This window comes from Enterobacter sp. R-1.6.2, from assembly GCF_035064085.1.
In the GTDB taxonomy this organism is placed as follows: Bacteria; Pseudomonadota; Gammaproteobacteria; order Enterobacterales; family Enterobacteriaceae; genus Enterobacter; species Enterobacter asburiae_B.
In genome coordinates, this window is sequence record NZ_JASEYI010000028.1 from 13,965 (window position 1) to 39,547 (window position 25,583).

Sequence of the window (25,583 nt, forward strand, 5' to 3'; positions counted from 1 at the left end):
CCCCTAAAATCTGTCCCGACGCTGCCAGAGCAGCAGCAGGAAAAACGGTCCGCCAATCAATGAAATCACAATTCCCGCCGGCAGCTGCAGCGGGAGGAACGCCAGACGTCCGACGTTATCCGCCAGCAGCACCAGCAGCGCGCCCAGCACGGCGCTTCCCGTCAGGAGCGCGGTTTGCCCACCGCGCAGCAGCAGGCGCGCCATATGCGGGGCAATCAGCCCCACGAAACCTATACTGCCCACGCACGAGACGCAGGCCGCCGTCAGCACCACCGGGGCGAGAACCCGCAGCAGCGCCAGCCGGGTTATGCGCACGCCAAGGCCCGCTGCGGCCTGATTGCCGAGCAACGCCACGTCCGCTGCCCGCGCGGTAAACAGCAGCAGCGCAAACGCGGGGGCAGCCCAGAGCGCGGCTAACCCCACCAGCGTCCAGTTTGCCGCATGCAGGCTTCCCGCCAGCCACAGCATCGCCGTCTGTACGTCGCGCACGTCGGCGGTGGTGATAAAGACGCCCATTGCGGCGGCAAACGCCCACGACACGCCGATGCCGATCAGGATAAATCGCGGGCGCGAGATATCGCGCGCCAGGGCGATAACCAGCAGCGCGGTAAGCAGCCCACCGGCCATGCCGACCAGAGGACGCCAGGCCAGGCCCAGCGCCGGGAACTGAAAAATCAGCAGCAGTACCGCCGCGCTACAGCCCTCCTTCACGCCGATAAGCCCGGGATCGGCCAGACCATTGCGGGTGATGGACTGCATTGCCGCCCCCGCCATGCCGAGCATCGCGCCGCACAGCACCGCCATCAGCAGGCGCGGCAGGCGGATATCCATCACGATGTAGCGCGTCTCCGCCGTCAGGCTCTCAGGAGAAAACAGCGCGCGCCCGATGGCGGAGATGGGAACAGGCAGAGAACCGTGCGTCAGGCCAAAGCCCAGCAGGCTTAACGCCACCAGCGCTAAAAGCGTCAGGCACGCCAGCGCCCGCGGGCGAACCAGCGCCGATACACGGCCAATTCGGAGCGCGCGGAATCCGGCCCGGTTCATTTGAACATCCTCGACGCCATAAAGATGAATACGGGCGCGCCGACCAGGGCCGTCATGATGCCGGTTGCCAGCTCCCAGGGCGTAAACAGCGTGCGGGCGGCGATATCCGCCAGCAGCAGAACCAGCGCGCCACACAGGGCAGACAGCGGAACCATCACGCGTAAATCGACCGACACCAGACGGCGAATGAGCTGCGGCACGACCAGGCCGATAAAGCCAATCGGCCCGGCAATTGAGACGGCCGCGCCGCAGAGCAGCGCGATGGCCAGCAGGGCAAGCAGGCGGGTTTTAAGCAGCGACACGCCAAGCCCCTGCGCCATTCGGTCTCCCAGCGCCAGCATGTTGAGCGAGGGCGACAGCCCGATGGCGAGAACAAAACCGGCTGTTGCAGCCCAAAGGGCGCTCCGGAGCGTCTGCACGTTGATCCCGGCCAGGTCCCCTGCCAGCCATGTGCGCATGGCGAGCAGCGTCTGTTCATCGAGAATTAACACCGCGGCGGTAATCGACGAGGCAAACGCCGACATCGCCACGCCGCAAAGCGTGACCTTCATCGGCGTAAGCCCGGTGCGACCGGACGAGGAGAACATCAGCACCAGCAAAAACAGCGCGGCGGCACCGGCGGCGGCAACGAGCGGGCGCCCAAACGGCAGCGACAGCCCAAGCGCGCTGGTAATCACGACCGCCAGCGCGGCCCCGGCGTTGAGCCCCAGAATATGCGGCTCGCCGAGCGGGTTGCGGATCACGGACTGCAGCAGCACGCCCGCCACGCCGAGCGCGGCGCCCGTCACCATCGCGGCGCAGAGGCGCAGCAGTCTTAATTTGATAATGACGTTATGGTCGAAATTGCGCGGATCGAAATGGAAGAATGCCTCCACCACCGTCTGCGGGGCGATGAAGCGTGCGCCGATGCCCAGGTGCATAATCGCGCCCAGCGCCAGCAGCAGTGCGAAGATCGGAAAGGCCAGAGAGGAGCGCATCATGGCTGAACGGTACTCTGGCGAAACGGCATAAAGAACGGCTTGCCGGTCAACGGGTTTATGGACATATGCACGTCGACATCAAACACCGCTTTGATCAGCTCCGGCGTGCAGACATCGCCCTCATGCAATACGCCTTCAACTTTCCCCTGGCGTAAAAAGACCAGCGAATCGCCGTAGTTTACGGCGAAGTTGAGATCGTGCAGCACCACCACGACGGTACGTCCGTGCCGGCGGGTCAGGGTGTGCAGCAGTTCCAGAATCTCCACCTGATAGCGGAGATCGAGAAACGTCGTGGGCTCGTCAAGCAGGATATACGGCGTTTGCTGCGCCAGCGCCATGGCGATCCAGCAGCGCTGACGCTGGCCGCCGGATAAGCTTTCCACCGGCATATGGGCAAACTCCGCCGTGCCGGTCAGGCGCAGGGCCTCTTCCACCGCCAGCTCGTCCTCGTCGCTCCACTGGCGCATAAAGTTTTGCCAGGGAAAACGCCCGCGCGAGACCAGTTCAAAGACGGTCAGCCCTTCCGGGAGCAGCGGAGACTGCGGCAGGATACCCAGCTGGCGGGCGACGGCTTTGGTCGGCTGCTCGTGGATCGCCTTGCCGTCGAGAACTGCCGCGCCGCCAAGCGGCTGAAGCAAACGCGCAATGGTGCTCAGCAGCGTGGATTTTCCGCAGCCGTTCGCCCCTACCAGCACGGTCATTTTCTGCTGTGGGATCGCAAGGGAGATATCATCAACGATGATTTTTTTCTGATAGCCCGCAGAGAGGTTCTCCAGAACCAGTCCCGGTTTTTTTGTGTTGTGAGCCACGTGAATGCCAACGTAATAAAAAAGCGCAACAAATATAAATAAAAATCATTCTCTTTTGAGAGTTTGACGCTGCGCCATGTAGTAGTCAAGAGAAGAAACACCCTGATAAAACCAGGGATAAGCCTGAGGGGAAATGAACAAGAAATGACTTTCAAACCCATTTAATTCAATAAATTAATAATCTTCCCGCTGCGCTTATACGCCCGGCTAAACGTTGTAGTCGATTTTTTCTTTTTTCCATTTACTACTACATTCGCGCATGATTGAATGATTCTCAATTACATGTCCGATGCCCACCGTGGCTAACGGACAGACCGTAAAGGGCAATGACTCACACATTTTTCCGCGAAACGTCATTCGCGGGATATTTCGGGATAACAGATGTAATGGCTACGTTCACACCTTCACTCTCTGGGGTAAAAGGGCGCGCGCTCTTTTCACTGCTGTTTATGGCGCCGCTGGTGCAGGCAGCAGATAACACCGCGACTAAAGACGGCGAAACGCTTACCGTCACCGCCGATCCAAATACGACGGCGGAGGCCACGAATGGCTATCAGCCGTTGAATACCTCCACCGCGACGTTAACCAACATGCCGATGCTGGATATCCCGCAGGTGGTCAATACCGTCAGCGATAAAGTGCTGGAGGATCAGCATGCCACCACGCTGGACGAAGCGCTCTATAACGTCAGCAACGTGGTGCAGACCAACACCCTGGGCGGTACGCAGGATGCCTTTGTGCGCCGCGGGTTTGGCGCGAACCGCGACGGCTCGATCATGACCAACGGCCTGCGCACCGTGCTGCCGCGCAGCTTTAATGCCGCAACCGAGCGCGTGGAGGTGCTGAAAGGCCCGGCCTCGACGCTCTACGGCATTCTCGATCCGGGCGGCCTGATTAACGTCGTCACCAAACGCCCGGAGAAAACCTTCGGCGGTTCCCTTTCCGCTACCTCTTCCAGCTTTGGCGGCGGCACCGGACAGATCGATGTTACCGGCCCGATTGACGGCACGCGCCTGGCGTATCGCCTGACGGGCGAATATCAGGACGAGGATTACTGGCGTAATTTCGGCACCGAACGCAGCACCTTTATCGCTCCGTCGCTGACCTGGTTTGGAGACGACGCCACCGTGACCGTGCTCTATTCGCATCGCGACTATAAAACGCCGTTCGATCGCGGAACGATCTTCGATCTCAACACTAAAAAAGCCGTCGACGTCGATCGCAAAACCCGCTTCGACGAACCGTTTAACGTGACCGACGGCCAGTCCGATCTCGCTCAGCTCAACGCGGAGTATCGCCTTAACAGCCAGTGGACCGCGAAGTTCGACTACAGCTACAGCCAGGATAAATACAGCGATAACCAGGCCCGCGTGATGGCCTACGATTCAAAAACCGGCAACCTGACCCGCCGCGTGGATGCGACCCAGGGCTCGACCCAGCGTATGCACACGACGCGCGCGGATCTACAGGGAAACGTGGACATCGCGGGCTTTTACAATGAGATCCTGACCGGCGTGTCGTATGAGAATTACGATCTGCTGCGTACGGACATGATCCGCTGTAAGAACGTTAAGGATTTCAATATTTACCACCCGAGCTACGGCAGCCTCGGCAAGTGCACCACCGTCTCGGCATCCGACAGCGATCAAACCATTAAGCAGGAGGGCTACTCCGCCTACGCGCAGGACGCGCTGTATCTGACCGATAAGTGGATCGCCGTCGCCGGAATGCGCTATCAGTATTACACCCAGTACGCGGGCAAAGGCCGTCCGTTTAACGTGAACACCGACAGCCGCGACGACCAGTGGACGCCGAAGCTGGGTCTTGTTTATAAGCTCACCCCGGCGGTCTCGCTGTTTGCCAACTATTCCCAGACGTTTATGCCGCAGTCGTCCATTGCGAGCTACATCGGCGACCTGCCGCCGGAAACATCAAACGCGTATGAAATAGGCGCTAAGTTTGACCTGTTCGACGGCATTACCGCCAATATTGCGCTGTTTGATATCCACAAGCGCAACGTGCTGTACACCGAGAGCGTGGGTGATGAAACCGTCGCCAAAACAGCGGGCCGCGTGCGCTCGCAGGGCGTGGAGGTGGATCTCGCCGGGTCGCTGACCGAGAACACCAACATTATCGCCAGCTACGGCTATACCGACGCGAAGGTGCTGGAAGATCCGGACTATGCGGGCAAACCGCTGCCGAACGTGCCGCGCCATACCGGCTCCCTGTTCCTGACCTACGATATTCACAATGCGTTTGCCGGCAATACCCTGACGCTGGGCGGCGGCGGGCACGGCGTAAGCCGTCGCTCAGCAACCAACGGTGCGGATTATTATCTGCCGGGCTATTTCGTGGCGGACGCGTTTGCGGCGTACAAGATGAAGCTACAGTATCCGGTGACGCTGCAGGTAAACGTGAAAAACCTGTTTGATAAGACCTACTACACGTCGTCCATTGCGACCAACAACCTGGGCAACCAGATTGGCGATCCGCGCGAAGTGCAGTTTACGGTGAAGATGGAGTTTTGATGTAAAAAAGCCCGGTGGCGCTAATGCTTACCGGGCCTACGATCCATTCCCTCTCCCGGCGGGAGAGGGTTAGGGTGAGGGCATCAGGCCTCAATATCCGCCATATCGCCTTTCTCCTGCAGCCAGTTGCGTCGGTCTTCCGAACGTTTCTTGGCAAGGAGCATATCCATCATGGCGTTGGTTTGCTGCTCGTCTTCATCGCTGATCGTCAGCTGCACCAGACGGCGCGTGTTCGGATCCAGCGTCGTTTCGCGCAGCTGCATCGGGTTCATTTCGCCCAGCCCTTTAAAGCGCTGCACGTTCGGTTTGCCCTTCTTGCGCTTCAGCTGTTCCAGCACGCCCGCTTTCTCTTCTTCCGTCAGCGCGTAGTAAACCTCTTTGCCGAGGTCGATACGGTAGAGCGGCGGCAGCGCCACGTGGACGTGGCCGTTTTTCACCAGCGTTTTGAAGTGCTTCACGAACAGCGCGCACAGCAGCGTGGCGATGTGCAGCCCATCGGAATCCGCATCCGCGAGGATACAGACCTTGCCGTAACGCAGCTGGCTCAGATCGTCGCTGTCCGGATCGATGCCGATCGCCACCGAGATATCGTGCACTTCCTGCGAGGCCAGCACTTCATCAGAAGAGACCTCCCAGGTGTTCAGGATCTTACCCTTGAGCGGCATGATCGCCTGATATTCACGATCGCGCGCCTGCTTGGCCGATCCGCCCGCCGAGTCCCCTTCCACGAGGAACAGTTCGGTACGGTTGAGATCCTGCGCGGTACAGTCCGCCAGCTTGCCCGGCAGCGCAGGGCCGCTGGTCAGCTTTTTACGCACCACTTTCTTCGCGGCGCGCAGACGACGCTGAGCGCTGGAAATGGCCATTTCGGCCAGCATCTCTGCCGCCTGAACGTTCTGGTTCAGCCACAGGGTAAACGCATCTTTCACCACGCCGGAGACGAACGCCGCGCACTGACGTGACGACAGGCGCTCTTTGGTCTGACCGGCAAACTGCGGATCCTGCATCTTCACGGAGAGCACGTAGGCGCAGCGATCCCAGATATCTTCCGCCGACAGCTTCACGCCGCGCGGCAGGATGTTGCGGTATTCGCAGAACTCACGCATCGCGTCCAGCAGCCCCTGACGCAGGCCGTTGACGTGGGTACCGCCGAGCATGGTTGGGATCAGGTTAACGTAGCTTTCGGTCAGCAGTTCGCCGCCTTCCGGTAGCCACAGCAGCGCCCAGTCCACGGCTTCGGTATCGCCGCTAAAGTTACCGACAAACGGTTTTTCCGGCAGCGTTGGCAGGCCGTTTACCGCTTCGCACAGGTAGTCGTTCAGACCGTCGGCGTAGCACCAGGTTTGTGCGGTATTGTTAACGTGGTCTGTAAAGGTAATTTCCACGCCGGGGCACAGCACCGCTTTGGCTTTCAGCAGGTGCGTCAGGCGAGAAACGGAAAAACGCGGGCTGTCGAAGAAGCTTTCGTCAGGCCAGAAGTGGACGCTGGTGCCGGTGTTGCGTTTGCCGCACGTGCCGACAACCTGCAGATCCTGCACCTTATCGCCGTTTTCAAACGCGATGTTGTAAACCTGACCGTCGCGACGGACGTTCACTTCCACGCGTTTGGACAGGGCGTTTACCACGGAAATGCCCACGCCGTGCAGACCACCGGAGAACTGGTAGTTCTTGTTGGAGAACTTACCGCCCGCGTGCAGACGACAGAGGATCAGCTCAACGGCAGGCACGCCCTCTTCCGGATGGATATCCACCGGCATGCCGCGCCCGTCGTCGATGACTTCCAGCGACTGATCGGCGTGCAGAATGACGTCAACGCGTTTGGCATGGCCCGCCAGCGCTTCGTCAACACTGTTATCAATAACTTCCTGGCCCAGATGGTTTGGGCGCGTCGTATCGGTGTACATCCCCGGGCGGCGGCGAACCGGCTCAAGCCCGGTGAGGACCTCAATGGCATCAGCGTTATAGGTTTGCGTCATGATTTAAACTAGCAATTCGCATTGATTGTCAGTGGCTGTGCAGTCCAAGAAAATCGACAATCTGGGTGAAATGATTCTCAAAGCCCGTGAAAGCATGGTTTCCGCCCTCTTCTATAGTCTGGCGGCAGGAGGCGTAATACGCCACTGCCTGGCGGTAATCCAGCACTTCATCACCCGTCTGTTGTAGCAGCCAGATGAGATCCGGTGCCTCAAGCGGGTCGACCTGCATAACTTTGAGATCGTAAATATGGCGTGACTCTAGCACATATTGCTGCCCGGTGTAGGGGTTCTCGTTTTCGCCAAGAAAGTCCCTCAGCAGCTCAAATGGCCGTACCGCCGGATTAACCACAACGGCGGGCAGCATGAAGCATTGTGAGAGCCAGGTGGCGTAGTACCCGCCCAGCGATGAACCGACCACACCGAAGGTTTCGCCGCCGTGCGCAAGCACAATAGATTCCAGCATCTCCGCGGCCTCTGCCGGGTAAGGCGGCAGCTGCGGGATAATCATCTCAACGTCGGGGTGATGCTCGCTCAGCCACTGGCGAAACTGTGTCGCTTTTGCGGAGCGCGGCGAGCTGTTGAATCCATGCAGATAAAGGAGCGTAGACATCAATAGCCTTCTGAAGCGGTATCCGGGCGGAATTTTGCACCGGTCAAACGGCAGACTTCCGTGGTCAGCGTGCCGTCGGCATGCAGTTCCAGCCAGCGCCAGCCTGGCGCGATGGTGTCAAGCGTAAAGTTGGCGCAGTGCGGCTTAAACTGAACGCAGGTCGATGGCGTCGCCAGCATGCGGCGTCCGTTCCAGTCGAGATCCTGTTCCTGATGAATATGTCCACACAGCAGATTTTTCACCCGCGGGAACTTCGCCAGCACGCGATCCAGCGCCGCGGAGTTGCGCAGGCTGTGCTGATCGAGCCAGCTGCAGCCCGCCGGCAGAGGATGATGATGAAGCAACAGCAGCGTGTGACGTTCAGGTTCAGCAGCCAGTTTGGTCTCAAGCCAGTCGAGCTGAAACTCGCTTAACTCACCGTGCGGGACGCCAAACACCTGGCTATCAAGCAGCAGGATCTGCCACTGTTCACCCGCAAAAACACATTTCGCCGGAGAAATTCCCGCATCCTGAAGAGAGCTGTACATGGCGGGCTGGAAGTCATGGTTTCCTGGCAGCCAGACGCAAGGCACGCTAAAGCTCGCGATGCCTTCAGCAAAATGCTGGTAGGCCGCGGAGGACTGATCCTGCGCCAGATCGCCCGTTGCGACAATCAGATCGCATGCACGGTTTTCAGCGTGAATGGCGCAAAGTATCGCCTGATAACTCTCCCAGGTGTTGACCCCCAGTAGCGTTTCATGCTTTTCGGCAAAAAGGTGGGTATCGGTGATTTGTAATATCCTGACTGGCGCCCCACCAGCAACAGTCAGGTTCAACAGGCTTTCCAAATGGTGTCCTTAGGTAGGTTTATGACGCTAACAAACCGGAATCGCCATTGCTCCATGTGCTAAACAATATCTTAGCCAGTCGGCTAAAAACTGGTTAATTTGATGCTTTTCGTCGCGTTGATGCAACTTTTTATTCGGGTAATCATACCGCGCCTTGAAGCGAAAGATCTGCTGGCTTGAACACACTTCAGCGACCATCGCGTCGTGATAGAGACGCACCGTCATCGACGGCAGGCTCCAGTAGCTAATGCTGGGTGCCGTTTGCTCAATCTCCACCAGCGTAGTGTAGCGCGTTGATTCTGTTATCGTTAACCGATACTGCGCGTTGCTCACCTGATAGCTTACCGTTTCGCCGGGTGCGTCGTTTCGCGGCAGCAGGCGGCGCAACTGTGCGAAATTGGTTTCGCACAGGCGCATCATTTCTGGGAAGTCAGGTGTATAGCGCTTCATTTTTTCCACTCGTTTCGTAATGTCTGATAATGCAGCTGCAGCCATTGCAGGGCGATGACAGACGCTGCGTTGTCGATTTTCCCCTCTTCTACCCACTGATAAGCCTGTTCCCGGCTCACCACATGAACCCGAATATCTTCGTTTTCATCTGCCAGACCGTGGATCCCTTCCGCCGTCGTGGCGTCCACTTCGCCCACCATTATGGACAAGCGCTCGCTGGTACCGCCCGGGCTTGCCAGATAGCTCAGCACCGGTTTTGTACGGCCCACCACCAGTCCGGCCTCTTCCAGCGCCTCGCGACGGGCGACGTCTTCAACAGACTCACCTTCTTCGATCATCCCGGCCACCATCTCCAGCAGCCACGGGCTCTCACTGACGTCATAAGCGGCGATGCGGATCTGCTCCACCAGCACAACTTCGTCACGCACTGGGTCAAAGGGTAGCAAGACTGCCGCATGCCCGCGCTCAAAAATTTCGCGTCTGATTTCGCCGCTCATTTCCCCGTTAAACAGGCGATGCCTGAAACGGTAAAGATCCATTGAAAAAAAACCGCTATAAAGCGTTTCTCGTGCAATAATTTCTACATCGTTTTTGGCGAATGTCACGGGCAACTTTTCTGGTTTTTGCATGAGTCGAGTCCTGGTAGCAATGGTGATGAAATTGTGAATTTCAAGGCTGTTTGGCTGCCGTTTGTAAGGCTATATGGTAGATTGGTGCAAATTACCGCCAGATGGCACGTTACGCCAACCTTTTGGTATGGAAGATTCTGTTAGAATCGGCAATTATTTTTTAATTAGATCAGCGCTAATACTGCTTCACAACAAGGAATGCAAATGAAGAAATTGCTCCCCATCCTTATCGGCCTGAGCCTGACGGGCTTCAGTGCAATGAGCCAGGCGGAAAACCTGTTACAGGTCTACCAGCAGGCACGTCTGGGCAACCCTGATTTACGTAAATCAGCGGCCGATCGTGATGCTGCGTTTGAAAAGATTAACGAAGCGCGTAGCCCCTTGCTGCCACAGTTAGGTTTAGGTGCAGATTATACCTACAGCAACGGTTTCCGCGACGCTAACGGCGTAAACTCCAATGCTACCAGCGCCTCACTGCAATTGACACAGACGCTGTTTGATATGTCCAAATGGCGCGCCCTGACCCTGCAGGAAAAGAGCGCGGGTATCCAGGATGTGACCTATCAGACCGACCAGCAGACGCTGATCCTGAACACCGCCACGGCGTACTTCAACGTGCTGAGCGCGATTGACGCACTCTCCTACACCGAAGCGCAGAAACAGGCGATTTACCGCCAGTTAGATCAAACCACCCAGCGTTTCAACGTGGGCCTGGTCGCGATCACCGACGTGCAGAACGCCCGTTCACAGTACGATACCGTGCTGGCTAACGAAGTGACCGCGCGTAACAACCTCGACAACGCGCTGGAATCCCTGCGTCAGGTCACCGGGAATTACTATCCTGAGCTGGCGTCGCTGAACGTGGACAGCTTTAAAACGGATAAACCGCAGGCCGTTAACGCCCTGCTGAAAGAGGCGGAAAACCGCAACCTGAGTTTGCTGCAGGCGCGTCTGAGCCAGGACCTGGCCCGCGAGCAAATTCGTCAGGCGCAGGACGGCCATCTGCCAACCCTGAGCCTGAGCGCGTCTACCGGCGTCTCTGATACGTCCTATAGCGGCTCTAAAACCAATACGTCCCAGTATGACGACAGCAATATGGGTCAGAATAAAGTGGGTCTGAGCTTCTCCCTGCCGCTGTATCAGGGCGGTCAGGTCAACTCTCAGGTGAAACAGGCGCAGTACAACTTTGTTGGCGCGAGCGAGCAGCTGGAAAGCGCCCACCGCAACGTGGTGCAGACCGTACGTTCCTCCTTCAACAACGTGAACGCCTCGATCAGCAGCATCAACGCCTATAAACAGGCCGTTGTGTCTGCGCAGAGCTCCCTGGATGCGATGGAAGCGGGCTACTCGGTCGGTACGCGTACTATCGTTGACGTGCTCGACGCGACCACCACGCTGTACAACGCGAAACAGCAGCTCTCAAGCGCGCGTTACCAGTACCTGATTAACCAGCTGAACATCAAACAGGCTTTGGGTACGCTGAACGAGCAAGACCTGCAGATGCTGAACAGCGCGCTGGGCAAACCGGTCTCCACCTCTCCGGACAGCGTTGCGCCGGAGAACCCGGAGCAGGTTGCCGCGGTTGATAACTTCAACGCTAACAGCAGCACCCCTGCGGCACAGCCGGCCGCTGCGCGTACCACTACATCCGCCAGCAAAGGCAATAATCCGTTCCGTAACTAAGAGTGTCATCAGGCCCACTGCGGCCTGATGCCCTCCCCCCCGCCCCTCTCCCAAAGGGAGAGGGGCGCATCTGAATCACATCCGAACGTAAGCCAACGTAAAGATCCCCCTGATTCCGCCCCTCTTCGCTTCATTTTCAACCACTCATCCTCTATCCTGAGCGTTATTACCACTGGGTCCTGGAAGACAAACATGAAACGGACAAAATCCATAAATCACGCTTCGTTCCGCAAGAGCTGGAACGCGCGTCACCTCACCCCTGTTGCGCTGGCGGTCACGGCTGTCTTTATGCTGGCAGGCTGTGAGAAAAATGACGAAACGGTTTCGCTGTATCAAAACGCAGACGACTGCTCCGCCGCAACCGGCAAAGCCGCCGAATGTAAAACGGCTTACACCAGCGCGCTGAAAGAAGCGGAACGTACTGCACCGAAATATGCCTCACGTGAAGACTGCGTGGCGGAGTTTGGTGAAGGTCAGTGCCAGCAGGCACCGGCTCAGGCAGGCACAGCACCTGAAAATCAGGCGCAGGCGCAGTCCAGCGGCAGCTTCTGGATGCCGCTGATGGCAGGCTACATGATGGGTCGCCTGATGGGCGGCGGTGCGGGCTACCAGCAGCAGCCGCTGTTTAGCTCGAAAAACCCGGCCAGCCCGGCTTACGGTCAATATACCGATGCCAGCGGCAAAGGCTACGGCGCAGCGACCCCTGGCCGCACCGTGAACGTTCCGAAAACGGCGATGGCGCCGAAGCCTGCGACCACCAGCACCATCACCCGCGGCGGGTTTGGTGAATCTGTGGCGAAGCAGACCAGCATGCAGCGCAGTGCGACAGGCACCTCCTCTACTCGCTCAATGGGCGGCTGATCATGGAACGAGTCAGTATCACCGAGCGCCCGGACTGGCGCGAAAAAGCCACCGAGTACGGTTTTAACTTCCACACCATGTACGGCGAGCCGTACTGGTGTGAAGACGCCTATTACAAGCTCACGCTGGCTCAGGTGGAAAAACTGGAAGAGGTGACGGCCGAGTTGCACCAGATGTGCCTGAAGGTCGTGGAAAAGGTCATCGACAGCGACGAGCTGATGGCAAAGTTCCGCATTCCGAAGCACACATGGGGCTTTGTGCGCCAGTCGTGGAAAACGAATCAGCCTTCGCTTTACTCTCGCATGGATCTGGCGTGGGACGGCAAAGGTGAACCGAAGCTTCTGGAAAACAACGCCGATACGCCAACCTCTCTGTATGAAGCGGCGTTCTTCCAGTGGATCTGGCTGGAAGACCAGGCCAATGCCGGAAACCTGCCGGAAGGCAGCGACCAGTTTAACAGCCTGCAGGAAAAGCTGATTGAGCGTTTTGCCGAGCTGCGTGAACAGCATGGCTTTAACCTGCTCCATCTCGCCTGCTGCCGCGACACGGAAGAAGACCGTGGCACGGTTCAATATCTGCAGGACTGCGCCGCCGAAGCGGAAGTGGCGACCGAGTTCCTCTATATCGAGGATATCGGCTTGGGTGAAAAAGGTCAGTTTACGGATATGCAGGACCAGGTGATAAGCAACCTGTTCAAGCTCTACCCGTGGGAATACATGCTGCGCGAGATGTTCTCCACCAAGCTGGAAGATGCTGGCGTACGCTGGCTGGAGCCGGCCTGGAAGAGCATCATCTCTAACAAAGCCCTGCTGCCGATGCTCTGGGAGATGTTCCCGAACCACCCGAACCTGCTGCCAGCCTATTTTGCGGAAGATGATTACCCGCAAATGGAAAAATACGTTGTTAAGCCGATCTTCTCCCGCGAAGGCGCAAACGTCTCGATTATCGAAAACGGCAAGACGCTGGAAGCGGTTGAAGGGCCATACGGCGAAGAAGGGATGATCGTCCAGGAGTTCTATCAGCTGCCGAAATTTGGCGACAGCTATACGCTGATTGGCAGCTGGCTTATCAACGATCAACCGGCCGGGATTGGCATTCGCGAAGATCGCGCGCTGATCACGCAGGATCTTTCACGCTTTTATCCGCACATTTTTGTCGAATAGGCCGCAGCCTGATGCCCTCACCCCGCCCCTCTCCCACAGGGAGAGGGTGCAAACACTAAAAACGGCAACCTGAGGTTGCCGTTTTGCTTTTATTATCCCACCTGCACCGACAGCATACTCAGACTGCCCATCTCAATACCGTCGACCGGGATCGTCACCGGTTCCTGACCATCCCACGCGCCAAGAACGTACAGCAGCGGCAGGAAGTGTTCCGGCGTCGGGTTAGAGAGCGAACCGCCATCATGATCCAGATAGTTCACCAGCGGATGCTCCTCGGCCGGGCCTTGCCAGGTCAGGTTCGCTTTGACGTAGTCGTTAAAAGAGGTTGCCCACGGGTACGGCGTGTTCTCACCGTGCCAGCGTGCGGTACGCAGGTTATGCACCACGTTGCCGCTCGCCACCAGCATGATGCCTTTATCACGCAGGGTTGCCAGCTTACGCCCCATCTCCAGATGCCAGGCCGCCGGTTTAGTGCTGTCGATGCTCAACTGCACCATCGGGATATCCGCGTCAGGATACATTTTAATCAGCACTCCCCAGGAGCCATGGTCAAAGCCCCAGGCTTCTTTATCCAGCGTCACAGGGACAGGTGCCAGCAACTCTACCAGCTTTTGCGCCAGCTCAGGCGAGCCGGGGGCCGGATAATGCGTGTCGTACAGCGCCTGCGGGAAGCCGCCAAAATCATGAATGGTTTTTGGCGCTTCCATGGCGGTCACGCCCGTCCCGCGGGTAAACCAGTGCGCAGACACCACCACGATCGCTTTCGGACGCGGCAACGTCTCGCCCAGATGACGCCAGGCGCGGGTATAGACGTTGTCTTCCAGAACATTCATAGGGCTACCGTGGCCTAAAAACAGGGCTGGCATACGGGAAGAAGTCATGGTGATATCCTTACAGAAGGTGTCAATTTAATGGTGCTACATTACGCGCAATCCGGCAAAGATGAACGCAGATAAGCGTGAAGATCATCATCAGGAAATTTGAATGTAAGGAATGTGTAAAGCCGGGTTTTCACCCTCGCTTTGCCAGAAATGAATCATTTATATTAATGAGAATGATTATCATAAGGAGCAATGCATGTCAGTCCCCCTGATCCTGACCATACTGGCGGGCGCCGCGACCTTTATCGGTGCGCTCCTCGGCGTGCTCGGCCAAAAGCCCTCTAACCGCGTACTGGCCTTCTCACTGGGCTTTGCTGCCGGGATCATGCTGCTCATCTCCCTGATGGAGATGCTGCCTGCCGCATTGGGCACGGAAGGCATGTCTCCGCTGCTGGGCTACGGCATGTTTGTCTTTGGCCTGCTGGGATACTTTGCCCTCGATCGGATGCTACCGCACGCGCATCCGCAGGATTTAATGCAGAAAAACGTGACGCCCATGCCGCGCAATATCAAGCGTACCGCCGTGCTGTTAACGCTTGGCATCAGCCTGCACAACTTCCCGGAAGGGGTCGCTACCTACGTGACGGCCAGCAGCAATCTTGAGATGGGCTTTGGCATCGCGCTGGCGGTCGCCTTACACAATATTCCTGAAGGACTGGCCGTCGCCGGACCCGTGTATGCCGCAACGGGATCGAAACGCACCGCGGTGTTCTGGGCGGGCATTTCCGGGATGGCCGAAATCCTTGGCGGCGTACTGGCCTGGCTGATCCTTGGTAGCCTGGTCTCTCCGGTGGTGATGGCGGCGATTATGGCCGCGGTAGCCGGGATCATGGTTGCGCTTTCGGTGGATGAACTGATGCCGCTGGCGAAGGAGATCGATCCTAACAACAACCCCAGCTATGGCGTGCTGTGCGGAATGTCGGTGATGGGATTAAGTCTGGTTCTGCTGCAGACCGCAGGAATCGGGTAAAAAAACGCCGGGATATCCCGGCGTTTTTATTTTCAGCTGGCTTTGCGCTCTTGCGCCTGGCGATACTCAACCAGATCTTCAATCGTGACCACCGGCATGTTGTGCAGGCGGGCAAAGGTAATGCATTCCGGCGCGCGCGCCATGGTGCCGTCATCGTTGGTCAGTTCGCACAGCACGCCAGCAGGTTTGAAGCCAGCCAGCGTCACCAGGTCGATCGTCGCTTCGGTGTGACCACCGCGGGTCAACACGCCGCCCGCCTGCGCACGCAGTGGGAAGACGTGGCCTGGACGGTGCAGATCGGATGGCTTCGCACCATCAGCAATCGCTGCACGTACGGTGGTCAGACGGTCAGCCGCAGACACACCTGTGGTCACGCCATGCGCCGCTTCAATGGTCACGGTAAAACCGGTACCAAAGGCGCTGGTGTTGTTTTCGACCATCATCGGCAGATCGAGCTGCTTACGACGATCTTCATTAATACACAGGCATACGATGCCGCTGCCGTGACGGATGGTCAGCGCCATCTGTTCAACGGTCATGTTTTCGGCGGCGAAAATCATGTCGCCTTCGTTTTCACGGTTTTCATCGTCAAGCACCATCACACCGCGGCCTTCGCGCAGTGCATCCAGTGCATGTTCAACACGTTGAGTTGAAGTGCCAAAAGAGGAAAGTAGCGTCTGATTCATGGTAAAAAAACCTCATTAACATTATGGTTACCAGAATCAGGGCAGTCTTAGGAGCGCCGTATAAGCGGCAAAAAGATAACGTGAGCGGGCCCATGCCCGACTTGATCGTTACTCTCTCCCATCCGGACTCTAACCGTCGGCCCCGGAATTACACCGGATCTGCTGACCTTTGAGTATTCACCCAAAGCGCTCGCGGGCTTTCAGCGTCACGCTGATTTACCGCCGGTGGGGAATTTCGCCCCGCCCTGAGAATAAGCGAGATAACTATAACGCTATTGATTATCCTGGGCAATGCATAAGCATCAAACAATTTTGTTTACCCCGGGCATGACGCGCTACAATGGACACTAACACTTTTCCATCAAGGGAAACGCCAATGATTGACCCGAAAAAAATTGAGCAGATCGCGCGTCAGGTTCATGAATCTATGCCAAAAGGCATTCGTGAATTTGGTGATGACGTAGAAAAGAAAATCCGCCAGACGCTGCAGGCGCAGTTGGTTCGCCTTGATTTAGTCAGCCGCGAAGAGTTTGACGTGCAGACCCAGGTTCTGCTGCGCACCCGCGAGAAGCTGGCGCTGCTGGAACAGCGTCTGAGCGAGCTGGAAAACCGCCATGCGCCGGAAGAAGTGAAGCCGGCACCGGCCATTCCACCGGTGGATGACCAGGAGTAAGTGCGGCCTGATGCCCTCACCCCAGCCCTCTCCCACAGGGAGAGGGAGAAAAAAACGGGCCAGCTGGCCCGTTTTTTACTGACTGTCTTTCTGGATCTTCTTGATGATGTTGGTGGTTGAGCACCCGTCCTCAAAGTTGAGCACCATCACCTCGCCGCCGTTGGCCCAGACCTCTTCGCTACCCGCGATTTGCTCCGGCTTGTAATCCCCACCTTTTACCAGCAGGTCCGGCAGAATTCCGGCAATCAGGCGCTGCGGGGTATCTTCTTCAAACGACACCACCCAGTCCACCGCTTCCAGCGCGCCGAGCACAATCATGCGCTGCTCGAGCGGGTTCACCGGACGCGTTTCGCCCTTCAGGCGTTTCGTCGATGCATCGCTGTTAACCGCCACAATCAGGCGATCGCCCAGCTTGCGCGCGTTCGCCAGATACGAAACGTGGCCCGCGTGCAGAATGTCGAACACGCCGTTGGTCATCACCACTTTTTCACCACGCTTGCGCGCGGCGGCGACGGCCACCTTCAGCTCGTCTTCGGTCATGACGCCAAAACCGGTATCCGCACGACCGCGCACCGCGTTTTCCAGCTCGATTGGCGAAACGGTTGAGGTCCCGAGCTTACCGACGACCACGCCCGCCGCGGCGTTAGCGAAGTAGCACGCCTCTTCCAGCGAGTTTCCTGCTGCCAGCGTCGCTGCCAGCACGCCGATCACCGTATCACCGGCACCGGTCACGTCGTACACTTCCTGCGCCTGGGTTGGCATATGCAGCGGCGCTTTGCCCGGCTGCAGCAGCGTCATCCCCTGCTCGGAGCGGGTCACCAGCAGCGCGGACAGCTCGAAATCGGCAATGATCTTCATGCCGCGCTCAACCAGTTCGTCCTCGGTTTTGCACTTACCCGCCACCGCTTCAAACTCGGAGAGGTTTGGCGTCAGCAGCGTCGCGCCGCGATAGCGCTCAAAATCGGTCCCTTTCGGGTCGATCAGCACCGGCACGCTGGCTTTACGCGCCAGCTGAATCATCGTTTGCACGCTCGCCAGCGCGCCTTTGGCGTAGTCGGAAAGCACCAGCGCGCCAATATTGCCCAGCGCCTGGTTGATACGCTCGTGCAGCGGCTCAGGATCAACGCCTTCGAACCCTTCTTCAAAGTCGAGGCGGATCAGCTGCTGGTTGCGCGACAGCACGCGCAGTTTCGTAATCGTTGGGTGGGTCGGAACAGAGACGAAGTCGCACTTCACGTTCACGTCCGCCAGCGACTTGCTCAGCGCGCGCGCCGCATCGTCGATGCCGGTCAAGCCCACCAGACGCGACTGCGCGCCCAGAGAGGCAATGTTCATCGCCACGTTTGCCGCGCCGCCGGGACGCTCTTCAATGGTGTCGACCTTAACCACCGGTACCGGTGCTTCCGGAGAGATGCGGCTGGTAGGCCCATACCAGTAGCGATCCAGCATCACATCCCCAACAACCATTACCCCAGCACGTTCAAACTCTGGCAGTGTTACTTTCATTCCTGACTCCAGAAAGATTCACAATTTGCGCGCGATAATATCACACTTGATTTGTTACGCACGGTTCCACCAGCCACTTCTGCCAGCTGGCCGTAACCTGAGCACGTTCATGAGCAAAACAGTCCAGCGCCACGTGCCCCGGTTGCTCCTGCAGCGCCAGGTGATGAAGCTCATCGCGAAGCGTCGTGTAGGCGCGGGTTAAAGCCTGCGCCTCCTGCTCGTCCATGATGTCGTTTTGCGCCAGCAGCTCCAGAATGCGCACGTTATCGGACCAGCGCGTCAGCTTCGGCTTATCGTGGGCGTGCAGCAGCACCAGATACTGGGTAATGAACTCAATATCGGTAATCCCGCCCTCGTCGGCTTTAATATCAAAGCGATCGCGGTGTTTATTGCCGAGATGCGCGCGCATTTTCTCGCGCATTTCGCGCACTTCAGTTTGTAATGTGGCGCCCTCTCGCACCGTCGTCAGAACGTCCTTACGGATGACGTCAAACTGCGTTTTGAGCTGCGGATCGCCGTACACCACGCGAGCGCGCACCAGCGCCTGATGCTCCCACGTCCAGGCTTCATTCTTCTGGTAATCGGCGAAGGACTCCGTCGAGGTCACCAGCATGCCCGCCGCGCCGGACGGACGCAGGCGCGCATCCACTTCATACAAAATGCCCGACGAGGTGCGGGTACTGAACAGGTGCATGATGCGCTGCGCCAGGCGAAGGTAGAACTGGCGCCCGTCAATTTCACGCTCGCCGTCGGTCATTACGTCAACCGGGCAGTCGTGCAGGAAGATTAAATCCAGATCGGAGCTATAGCCCAGCTCCCAGCCGCCAAGCTTGCCGTACCCCACGACCGCAAAGCCGCGTCCTTCACGTTCGGCCAGATGTTTCGGCTGGCCGTAGCGCGCCACCATCTGCACCCACGCCTGATGGACCACCGCGTCGATGATCGCCTCTGCAAGCCAGGTTAAGTGATCGCTCACTTTCATCACCGGCAGCGTTCCGGCGATGTCAGCCGCCGCCACGCGCAGCATCTGCGCCTGCTTAAACTGGCGCAGCGCCTCCAGCTGTTGCTCTTCGTCCTCTTCCGGCACGCGCAGCAGATACTGACGCAGCTCGTCCCGGTAGGCATCCGTCGCCGTGGGCTGATACAGCGTGTTTGGGTCGAGCAGCTCATCCAGCAGCAGCGGGTAACGCGCCAGCTTGTTGGCCACCATCGGCGACGCGGCGCAGAGCGTAATCAGGTGCTTCAGCGCCCCCGGAAACTCGCTCAGGAGTTCCAGATAGGTGGTACGCGTGATGATCCCGCTCAGCAGCGGCATCATGCGCGACAGCGGCACCGGCGCGTCCGCCCGCGAGCAGACCTCGCTCAGCAGGTGCGGCATCAGGTGATCCAGCACCTGACGGCCGCGCGGGCCGATGGCGCGTTTGTTCAGCTCAAGACGAAAATCAGCGATCAGCGCCACCACGCGATGGCGCGCGTCGTCGGTTAAGTGCGTCAGCACCGGCGTAGTGTCATCTTCCTGGAGCGCATCCTGCCACAGCTCGCGCCAGTGCTCGGAAAGGGCATCGTCCGGTGATTCACTTTCGTCATCACCGATCAGCTCGTTAAAGATGCGGCGCACGCCTGCCATATGGGCATCCAGCCGTTCGGTTAACGCCGCCCAGTCGTCCACGCGCATGCCCCAGGCCAGGCGCGCCCGGTTAAGGTCATCGCCCGGCAGGGTCTGGGTCTGTTCGTCGTTGATGCTTTGCAGCAGGTTTTCCAGACGGCGCAGGAAAAGATAGGCCTCGCGCAGGGTTTGCGCGTCGCCGTCCGGCAGCAGGTGCAGCTGCTCGATGGCGCTCAGCGTCGGTAACAGCGAGCGGGACTGCAGGGACGGCTCACGGCCACCGCGAATAAGCTGGAAGACCTGAACGATAAATTCGATTTCGCGGATGCCGCCCGCGCCGAGCTTGATGTTGTCTTTCAGCCCTCGACGGCGCACCTCACGGGCGATCATCCCTTTCATATTACGCAGGGACTGGATCACGCTGAAGTCGATATAGCGACGGAACACGAACGGGCGCAGCATGGCGCGCAGCTCGTTGGCGTAAGCGTCGTCGCTGTCGCCCATGATCCGCGCTTTAACCATCGCATAGCGCTCCCAGTCGCGCCCCTGCTCCTGGTAGTAATCCTCCAGCGCGGCAAAGCTCAGCACCAGCGGTCCGCTGTCGCCAAACGGGCGCAGGCGCATGTCCACGCGGTAAACAAAACCGTCCTGCGTCGGCTGATCCAGTGCCTTAATCAGACGCTGACCGAGGCGGGTAAAGAACTGGGCGTTGTCCAGCTCGCGACGGCCGCCGCGCGTGGAGCCGTTCTCGGGCCAGGCAAAAATCAGGTCGATGTCGGAGGAGAAGTTCAGCTCGCAGCCGCCCAGCTTGCCCATCCCCAGAATCAACAGCGGCTGAGGAACCCCTTCCTCGCTGCACGGCGTGCCCCACTCTTTACAGCAGGCGGCGTAGAGCCAGTCGCGCGCGGCGACAATCAGCGTTTGCGCCAGCTCGCTTAGCTGCTGCAGCGTGCTCTCTTCGCTCACCAGCTCCAGCGCCTGAGCCCAGGCAATGCGCACCATCACCCGACGGCGGAACTGGCGCAGGACGCGCATCAGCGTGGCTTCATCCGCAACGTCTTCGAGTGCGGTTTGCAGCCAGCCGGCGTAATGCCGCCACTCGTCCGCCTGCGGCGGCGCGTTCTCAAGCTCTGCCAGCCAGTCCGGGTTGGCGGTGATGCTTTCCTGCACAAAATCACTGAAGGCGAGCACGCTCTTCGCCTGCTCGCTTAACGATGACGCCGGTAATGACTCAGGCAGACGTTCGCAAACGGTCTGCCACTGCTGCTGTAACGGTGAAGAAAGCGGCATTATAGGGGTTCCTTGCCAGAGTTAACGTTTTCCGCTGTGCAGCCAGAACGGCTCCTGCGAAATGGCCTCATTACGGAAATGCTCAATCTCAATATGCTGGCGGGTTTCAATGGCATGCTTCAGACCCTGCCAGTTCTCCAGCCAGGCCTGCGCCTTCACGCCGTCATAGGCACCGGACAGCAGCACCATGCTGTCGATGTTGCGCGACAGACGGGGAAGCTGATCGCCATACTGGTCGCCCAGCGGGTAAGCAAACGTAGTCTTCAGTTCGGCGGCATGACGGGAAAGATGAATATCCGCGAAACGCTTAAAGTTTTCCGCGATTTTGGCCTCTGCTTTCGCATCCAGGAAGGCGCGCCAGCCGCGCGTCACCAGGAACTCGGTCAGCGCCAGTTTTGCCGTCGCGGCTTGCGGGCTGTAGATCGCCGTTTGCGCCGATACGTCGGAGAGCATCAGCGTTTCGGTTTGCGTCAGCAGGTCACGTAAGTGAGCGCTCGCTTTGCGAGGGACAATACCGCCGAACAGCGTCAGGGTATGGCGTACCAGGGCAATCGCCGCCAGCACGTGGGATTTCGCGTTTTTCACATTTCGCACCCACAGCTCTTCATGGTACTGCCACTGAGAAAGCGCCAGCTCCAGCGCGGCTTCCAGGCCCTGTTCAACGCTGGCTTTCGGCGCAACGTGCAGGATGGTCGTCTCTTTCAGCACGCGCGGCGCATTTCCGGCGGCCAGATGGTAACCCCGCGCGGCTTTACTCAGGCTTCCCTGACGTAACCCGGACTGGTTCACCAGCCTGCGCGCCAGCTTCAGCACGTCATTTACGTTCCCTTCCAGCAGCTCAAGCTCGAGTTCGCAAATCGGTTCCTGGAACTCACCCGCCTTCACTTCCCCCAGATCGAGGGCGATTTCGATGCGGCTTTTGCCTTCCGTCACCAGCCATTTTTCGCGCCAGAAATCAGTGCTGAACAGCGGCTGTACCTGCTCCGCCAGCGTGGAAGGCAGCTCGCCTTCCGGCCAGACTTCCGCCGGGAAACGGTCCAGCTCAAGTTCTGGCTTACTGATGTCGATATTGTATTCCGGGCGCTGGTGTAAACCGCCGACCACGCGGCCGGCAATTTTCATCGTCATCTCGTAGCGCCCGCTCGCGCCGCGGATGCGCAGCCCCATATCGTGGCGGCGAAGCCAGTTGTCTGGCGTTTCGTAATAGATATTAAGCAGTTGTACCGGTGCATGGTGTTCGCCGGAAAGCGTATGCAGATGCTGGCGGAGTGCGTCAACGCTGTCTTTTTCGACGATAAACTTTAATTCGATTTCTTGTGCCATAGCCTTGTACTTTTGCGTGCGTCACAGACGCGTCAATGAGGGCGAACTTCCTCGCCATTTGTTTGTCAGTACATAGTATTTTGCGCCAAATTGCCATGCAATGAGCAATTTGTCGGGCGTAAATGTATAGAGTCGTGACACAGATGATTCTGATTGCTGACGAATGCTTTGCGTAGAGACACTGTTGCCACTACTATCGTTCCACTATTTATGAAAATAACGACTAATGATGCTTAAATTACGCCTGATTGGACTTACTTTACTCGCTTTTAGCGCCGCAACCGCAGTGCACGCTGAAGAGAAGCGTTACGTTTCTGACGAACTGAACACCTGGGTACGCAGTGGCCCCGGAGATAATTATCGCCTCGTGGGCACGGTGAATGCCGGCGAGGAAGTCACCCTGTTACAGACCAACGCGGACACCAATTACGGTCAGGTGCGCGACAGTACCGGTCGCACTTCCTGGATCCCGCTGAAAGAGCTGAGCACCGTGCCAAGCCTGCGCACGCGCGTTCCCGATCTGGAAAACCAGGTGAAGACCCTGACCGACAAGCTGAACAACATCGACGGCACCTGGAACCAGCGCACCGCTGAAATGCAGCAGAAAGTGGCGCAAAGCGACGGGGTGATTAACGGTCTGAAAGAAGAGAACCAGAAACTGAAAAACGAGCTGATTGTCGCGCAGAAGAAGGTGAATGCCGCCAATCTGCAGCTCGACGACAAACAGCGCACCATTATCATGCAGTGGTTTATGTATGGCGGCGGCGTGCTGGGCGTGGGTCTGGTACTGGGTCTGGTGCTGCCGCATCTGATCCCAAGCCGTAAGCGTAAAGACCGCTGGATGAACTAATTCGTCTTCTCTGCCAGACTTACGTATTATTCTGGAAAAGAGAAAACGGGAGAGTTGGGCGTGAAGAGTTATCTGGTCGGTGGTGCGGTACGTGATGCGTTGTTAGGTCTGCCGGTCAAAGATAAAGACTGGGTTGTGGTTGGCGCCACCCCTGAAGAGATGCTCGACGCGGGCTACCAGCAGGTAGGCCGCGATTTTCCCGTGTTTCTGCACCCGAAAAGCCGTGAAGAGTATGCCCTGGCGCGTACCGAGCGGAAATCGGGCTCGGGCTATACGGGCTTCACCTGCTATGCCGCGCCGGACGTGACGCTGGAGCAAGATCTCCTGCGCCGCGATCTCACCATCAACGCGCTGGCGCAGGACGAGCACGGGCAGATCGTTGACGCCTATGGCGGTCAGAACGATCTGCGCAACCGTCTTTTACGTCACGTCTCCCCGGCGTTTTCTGAAGATCCGCTCCGCGTGCTGCGCGTGGCGCGCTTTGCCGCGCGTTACGCCCATCTCAGTTTCCGTATTGCCGATGAGACAATGGCGCTGATGACCGCCATGACCGAGGCGGGCGAGCTTGAACACCTGACGCCAGAGCGCGTCTGGAAAGAGACGGAAAATGCGCTCACCACGCGCAACCCGCAGGTCTTTTTCCAGGTCCTGCGCGACTGCGGCGCGCTGAAGGTGCTGTTCCCGGAAATAGACGCGCTGTTTGGCGTGCCTGCCCCGGCAAAATGGCACCCGGAAATTGATACCGGCGTACACACGCTGATGACCCTGAGCATGGCGGCCATGCTCAGCCCTGACGTGGACGTGCGCTTTTCCACCCTGTGCCACGATCTCGGCAAAGGCTTAACGCCAAAAGAATTCTGGCCTCGCCACCACGGGCACGGCCCGGCGGGGGTGAAGCTGGTCGAGGGGCTGTGCCAGCGTCTGCGCGTGCCGAACGAGATCCGCGATCTGGCGAAACTGGTGGCCGAGTTCCACGATCTGATCCACACCTTCCCTATCCTGAAACCGGCCACCATCGTTAAACTTTTCGATAACATCGACGCCTGGCGCAAACCCCAGCGCGTCGAGCAAATCGCGCTCACCAGCGAAGCTGACGTGCGCGGTCGTACCGGTTTTGAAGCGTGCGATTACCCGCAGGGACGCTTACTGCGCAAAGCCTGGGACGTAGCGAAAGCGGTGCCCACGAAGGACGTTGTCGAAGCGGGATTCAAAGGGCCGGAAATTCGCGAAGAGCTCACGAAACGGCGAATTCAGGCGGTGTCGGACTGGAAGGAAAAGCATTGCCCTCAGCCGAAAGACTGAGGGCCATCGGTCAGAAGAAGACCACGTACACCGCAGCCGCCACGATAAAGCGATAGATCGCGAACGGAATAAACGAGATACGCTTAATCAGCTGCAGGAAGGTTTTAATGGCAATCAGCGCCACGATAAACGCGGTGATGAAGCCGACGGCGAACATCGGAATGTCGCCAGCCGTCAGGAAGTGATAGCTCTTATAGACGTCGAGTACGGTGGCGCCCATCATCATCGGCACCGCCAGCAGGAACGAGAACTCTGACGCGGCGTAACGGCTTACGCCCATCAGCATCCCGCCGGAGATGGTTGCGCCTGAACGCGAGAAGCCCGGCCACAGCGCCAGACACTGGAAGCAGCCAATGATAAACGCCTGACGATACGTCATATCGTCCAGACCTTCCGCCCGCGGCGTTTTTGGCTTCAGCACTTCCGCAGCGATGAGCAGGAAGCCCCCCACCACCAGCGCGTACATTACGTTAATCGGGTTAAACAGCGATTTGATGGCGTCGTGGAACACCAGGCCCAGCACCACCGCAGGGATCATCCCAAGCAGAATATGGATCAGTGACAGACGACCTTTACTGGCCCCCTCGTGCTGAGGCGGACGGCCAAAATGGATGCCGATCAGGCCAAACAGGCGACGCCAGAACATTACGACCACCGCCAGAATAGACCCCAGCTGGATCACCACTTCAAACGTTTTTGCGGTATCGCCTTCAAAGCCCAGCAGATGGCCAACGATAATCATATGGCCCGTACTGGAGACCGGCAAAAACTCCGTCAATCCTTCGACCACACCCAGTATTGCCGCCACCAGCAGCGAGTGCATATCGCTCATCTATAAACCCCTAAAAAGATATAAAAAAACGGTCGCCCCAACGGCTACCGTGAAAGATACAGCTTTAAGACCGGTATAACCTAAAATGGTTTAGCAATTATGAC

General features: G+C 58.2%; 22 protein-coding genes and 1 riboswitch. Of the genes, 8 read left to right on the forward strand and 14 right to left on the reverse strand.

The annotated features are described in order from the left end of the window. Positions 1-3 precede the first annotated feature (3 nt). Genes QMN93_RS22110 through QMN93_RS22120 form a run of 3 tightly spaced genes read right to left on the reverse strand, consistent with a single transcriptional unit; the run spans position 4 to position 2,833 of the window. Positions 4-1,044: an iron ABC transporter permease gene (locus tag QMN93_RS22110; protein ID WP_193140027.1), complete on the reverse strand. Its 1,041-nt coding sequence runs from the start codon at positions 1,042-1,044 to the stop codon at positions 4-6. Next, positions 1,041-2,024, reverse strand: coding sequence for an iron ABC transporter permease (locus QMN93_RS22115; protein ID WP_047060368.1), 984 nt, complete (start codon positions 2,022-2,024; stop codon positions 1,041-1,043). Before QMN93_RS22115 ends, QMN93_RS22110 begins: the two co-directional genes overlap by 4 nt. Further along, the gene (locus QMN93_RS22120; RefSeq protein ID WP_048979118.1) at positions 2,021-2,833 is read right to left on the reverse strand and encodes an ABC transporter ATP-binding protein; all 813 of its coding nucleotides are present in this window, start codon (positions 2,831-2,833) and stop codon (positions 2,021-2,023) included. The genes QMN93_RS22115 and QMN93_RS22120 overlap by 4 nt, the downstream gene beginning before the upstream one ends. Positions 2,834-3,219: 386 nt before the next feature. Here QMN93_RS22120 and QMN93_RS22125 point away from each other — a divergent pair, with 386 nt between their 5' ends. Continuing rightward, entirely contained in the window at positions 3,220-5,361 is a 2,142-nt protein-coding gene (locus tag QMN93_RS22125; protein WP_182382686.1) for a TonB-dependent siderophore receptor, read from the forward strand. 83 nt (positions 5,362-5,444) lie between these two features. On the opposite strand, the gene parE is transcribed toward QMN93_RS22125, so the two are convergent. Genes parE through nudF form a run of 5 tightly spaced genes read right to left on the reverse strand, consistent with a single transcriptional unit; the run spans position 5,445 to position 9,853 of the window. Then, positions 5,445-7,337, reverse strand: coding sequence for a DNA topoisomerase IV subunit B (gene parE, locus QMN93_RS22130; RefSeq protein ID WP_193140030.1), 1,893 nt, complete (start codon positions 7,335-7,337; stop codon positions 5,445-5,447). A 28-nt stretch (positions 7,338-7,365) separates the two neighbouring features. Further along, entirely contained in the window at positions 7,366-7,947 is a 582-nt protein-coding gene (gene yqiA / locus QMN93_RS22135; protein WP_008502976.1) for an esterase YqiA, read from the reverse strand. Next, a complete protein-coding gene (gene cpdA, locus QMN93_RS22140) occupies positions 7,947-8,774 on the reverse strand; it encodes a 3',5'-cyclic-AMP phosphodiesterase (RefSeq protein WP_193140032.1) in 828 nt (275 codons plus the stop codon). Before cpdA ends, yqiA begins: the two co-directional genes overlap by 1 nt. A gap of 27 nt (positions 8,775-8,801) precedes the next feature. Next, positions 8,802-9,224 (reverse strand): DUF1249 family protein, encoded by a 423-nt coding sequence (locus tag QMN93_RS22145; RefSeq protein WP_003862516.1) that lies wholly within the window; start codon positions 9,222-9,224, stop codon positions 8,802-8,804. Next, positions 9,221-9,853: an ADP-ribose diphosphatase gene (nudF, locus tag QMN93_RS22150; RefSeq protein ID WP_023333429.1), complete on the reverse strand. Its 633-nt coding sequence runs from the start codon at positions 9,851-9,853 to the stop codon at positions 9,221-9,223. The genes QMN93_RS22145 and nudF overlap by 4 nt, the downstream gene beginning before the upstream one ends. A gap of 204 nt (positions 9,854-10,057) precedes the next feature. Between nudF and tolC the strand changes: the two genes are divergently transcribed. The 3 genes from tolC to QMN93_RS22165 all read left to right on the forward strand — a co-directional run bounded on the left by tolC (position 10,058) and on the right by QMN93_RS22165 (position 13,560). Next, positions 10,058-11,536 carry an outer membrane channel protein TolC gene (gene tolC / locus QMN93_RS22155; protein WP_033146662.1) on the forward strand — a complete coding sequence of 493 codons (1,479 nt, stop codon included), beginning with the start codon at positions 10,058-10,060 and terminating at the stop codon, positions 11,534-11,536. Positions 11,537-11,728: 192 nt separating this feature from the next. Continuing rightward, positions 11,729-12,397: a DUF1190 family protein gene (locus QMN93_RS22160; protein ID WP_029740695.1), complete on the forward strand. Its 669-nt coding sequence runs from the start codon at positions 11,729-11,731 to the stop codon at positions 12,395-12,397. Between the two features lie 2 nt (positions 12,398-12,399). Beyond that, positions 12,400-13,560: a glutathionylspermidine synthase family protein gene (locus QMN93_RS22165; protein WP_193140034.1), complete on the forward strand. Its 1,161-nt coding sequence runs from the start codon at positions 12,400-12,402 to the stop codon at positions 13,558-13,560. 92 nt (positions 13,561-13,652) lie between these two features. On the opposite strand, the gene ygiD is transcribed toward QMN93_RS22165, so the two are convergent. Beyond that, positions 13,653-14,441 (reverse strand): 4,5-DOPA dioxygenase extradiol, encoded by a 789-nt coding sequence (ygiD, locus tag QMN93_RS22170; protein ID WP_193140036.1) that lies wholly within the window; start codon positions 14,439-14,441, stop codon positions 13,653-13,655. A 196-nt stretch (positions 14,442-14,637) separates the two neighbouring features. Between ygiD and zupT the strand changes: the two genes are divergently transcribed. Next, a complete protein-coding gene (zupT, locus tag QMN93_RS22175) occupies positions 14,638-15,411 on the forward strand; it encodes a zinc transporter ZupT (RefSeq protein ID WP_033146665.1) in 774 nt (257 codons plus the stop codon). A gap of 32 nt (positions 15,412-15,443) precedes the next feature. Here zupT and ribB read toward each other — a convergent pair whose 3' ends face one another. Next, a complete protein-coding gene (ribB, locus tag QMN93_RS22180; RefSeq protein WP_323620016.1) occupies positions 15,444-16,097 on the reverse strand; it encodes a 3,4-dihydroxy-2-butanone-4-phosphate synthase in 654 nt (217 codons plus the stop codon). Positions 16,098-16,203: 106 nt separating this feature from the next. Then, a riboswitch (FMN riboswitch) is annotated at positions 16,204-16,354 on the reverse strand. Between the two features lie 119 nt (positions 16,355-16,473). On the opposite strand from ribB, the gene ubiK reads away from it, so the two are divergent. Next, positions 16,474-16,770: a ubiquinone biosynthesis accessory factor UbiK gene (gene ubiK, locus QMN93_RS22185; RefSeq protein ID WP_064673321.1), complete on the forward strand. Its 297-nt coding sequence runs from the start codon at positions 16,474-16,476 to the stop codon at positions 16,768-16,770. A gap of 75 nt (positions 16,771-16,845) precedes the next feature. Here ubiK and hldE read toward each other — a convergent pair whose 3' ends face one another. Genes hldE through QMN93_RS22200 form a run of 3 tightly spaced genes read right to left on the reverse strand, consistent with a single transcriptional unit; the run spans position 16,846 to position 22,495 of the window. Further along, positions 16,846-18,276, reverse strand: coding sequence for a bifunctional D-glycero-beta-D-manno-heptose-7-phosphate kinase/D-glycero-beta-D-manno-heptose 1-phosphate adenylyltransferase HldE (gene hldE / locus QMN93_RS22190; protein WP_033146667.1), 1,431 nt, complete (start codon positions 18,274-18,276; stop codon positions 16,846-16,848). Positions 18,277-18,316: 40 nt separating this feature from the next. Then, positions 18,317-21,172: a bifunctional [glutamate--ammonia ligase]-adenylyl-L-tyrosine phosphorylase/[glutamate--ammonia-ligase] adenylyltransferase gene (gene glnE / locus QMN93_RS22195; RefSeq protein WP_193140038.1), complete on the reverse strand. Its 2,856-nt coding sequence runs from the start codon at positions 21,170-21,172 to the stop codon at positions 18,317-18,319. 21 nt (positions 21,173-21,193) lie between these two features. Next, on the reverse strand, positions 21,194-22,495 hold the full coding sequence (locus QMN93_RS22200; protein ID WP_193140040.1) for an inorganic triphosphatase: 1,302 nt from the start codon (positions 22,493-22,495) through the stop codon (positions 21,194-21,196). A 229-nt stretch (positions 22,496-22,724) separates the two neighbouring features. Here QMN93_RS22200 and QMN93_RS22205 point away from each other — a divergent pair, with 229 nt between their 5' ends. Next, entirely contained in the window at positions 22,725-23,345 is a 621-nt protein-coding gene (locus QMN93_RS22205; protein WP_024906484.1) for a TIGR04211 family SH3 domain-containing protein, read from the forward strand. Positions 23,346-23,405: 60 nt separating this feature from the next. Continuing rightward, positions 23,406-24,647, forward strand: coding sequence for a multifunctional CCA addition/repair protein (locus tag QMN93_RS22210; RefSeq protein WP_064673389.1), 1,242 nt, complete (start codon positions 23,406-23,408; stop codon positions 24,645-24,647). Between the two features lie 10 nt (positions 24,648-24,657). Here the strand turns inward: QMN93_RS22210 and bacA are convergent, their stop codons facing one another. Then, entirely contained in the window at positions 24,658-25,479 is an 822-nt protein-coding gene (gene bacA / locus QMN93_RS22215) for an undecaprenyl-diphosphate phosphatase (protein WP_033146670.1), read from the reverse strand. Positions 25,480-25,583 lie beyond the last annotated feature (104 nt).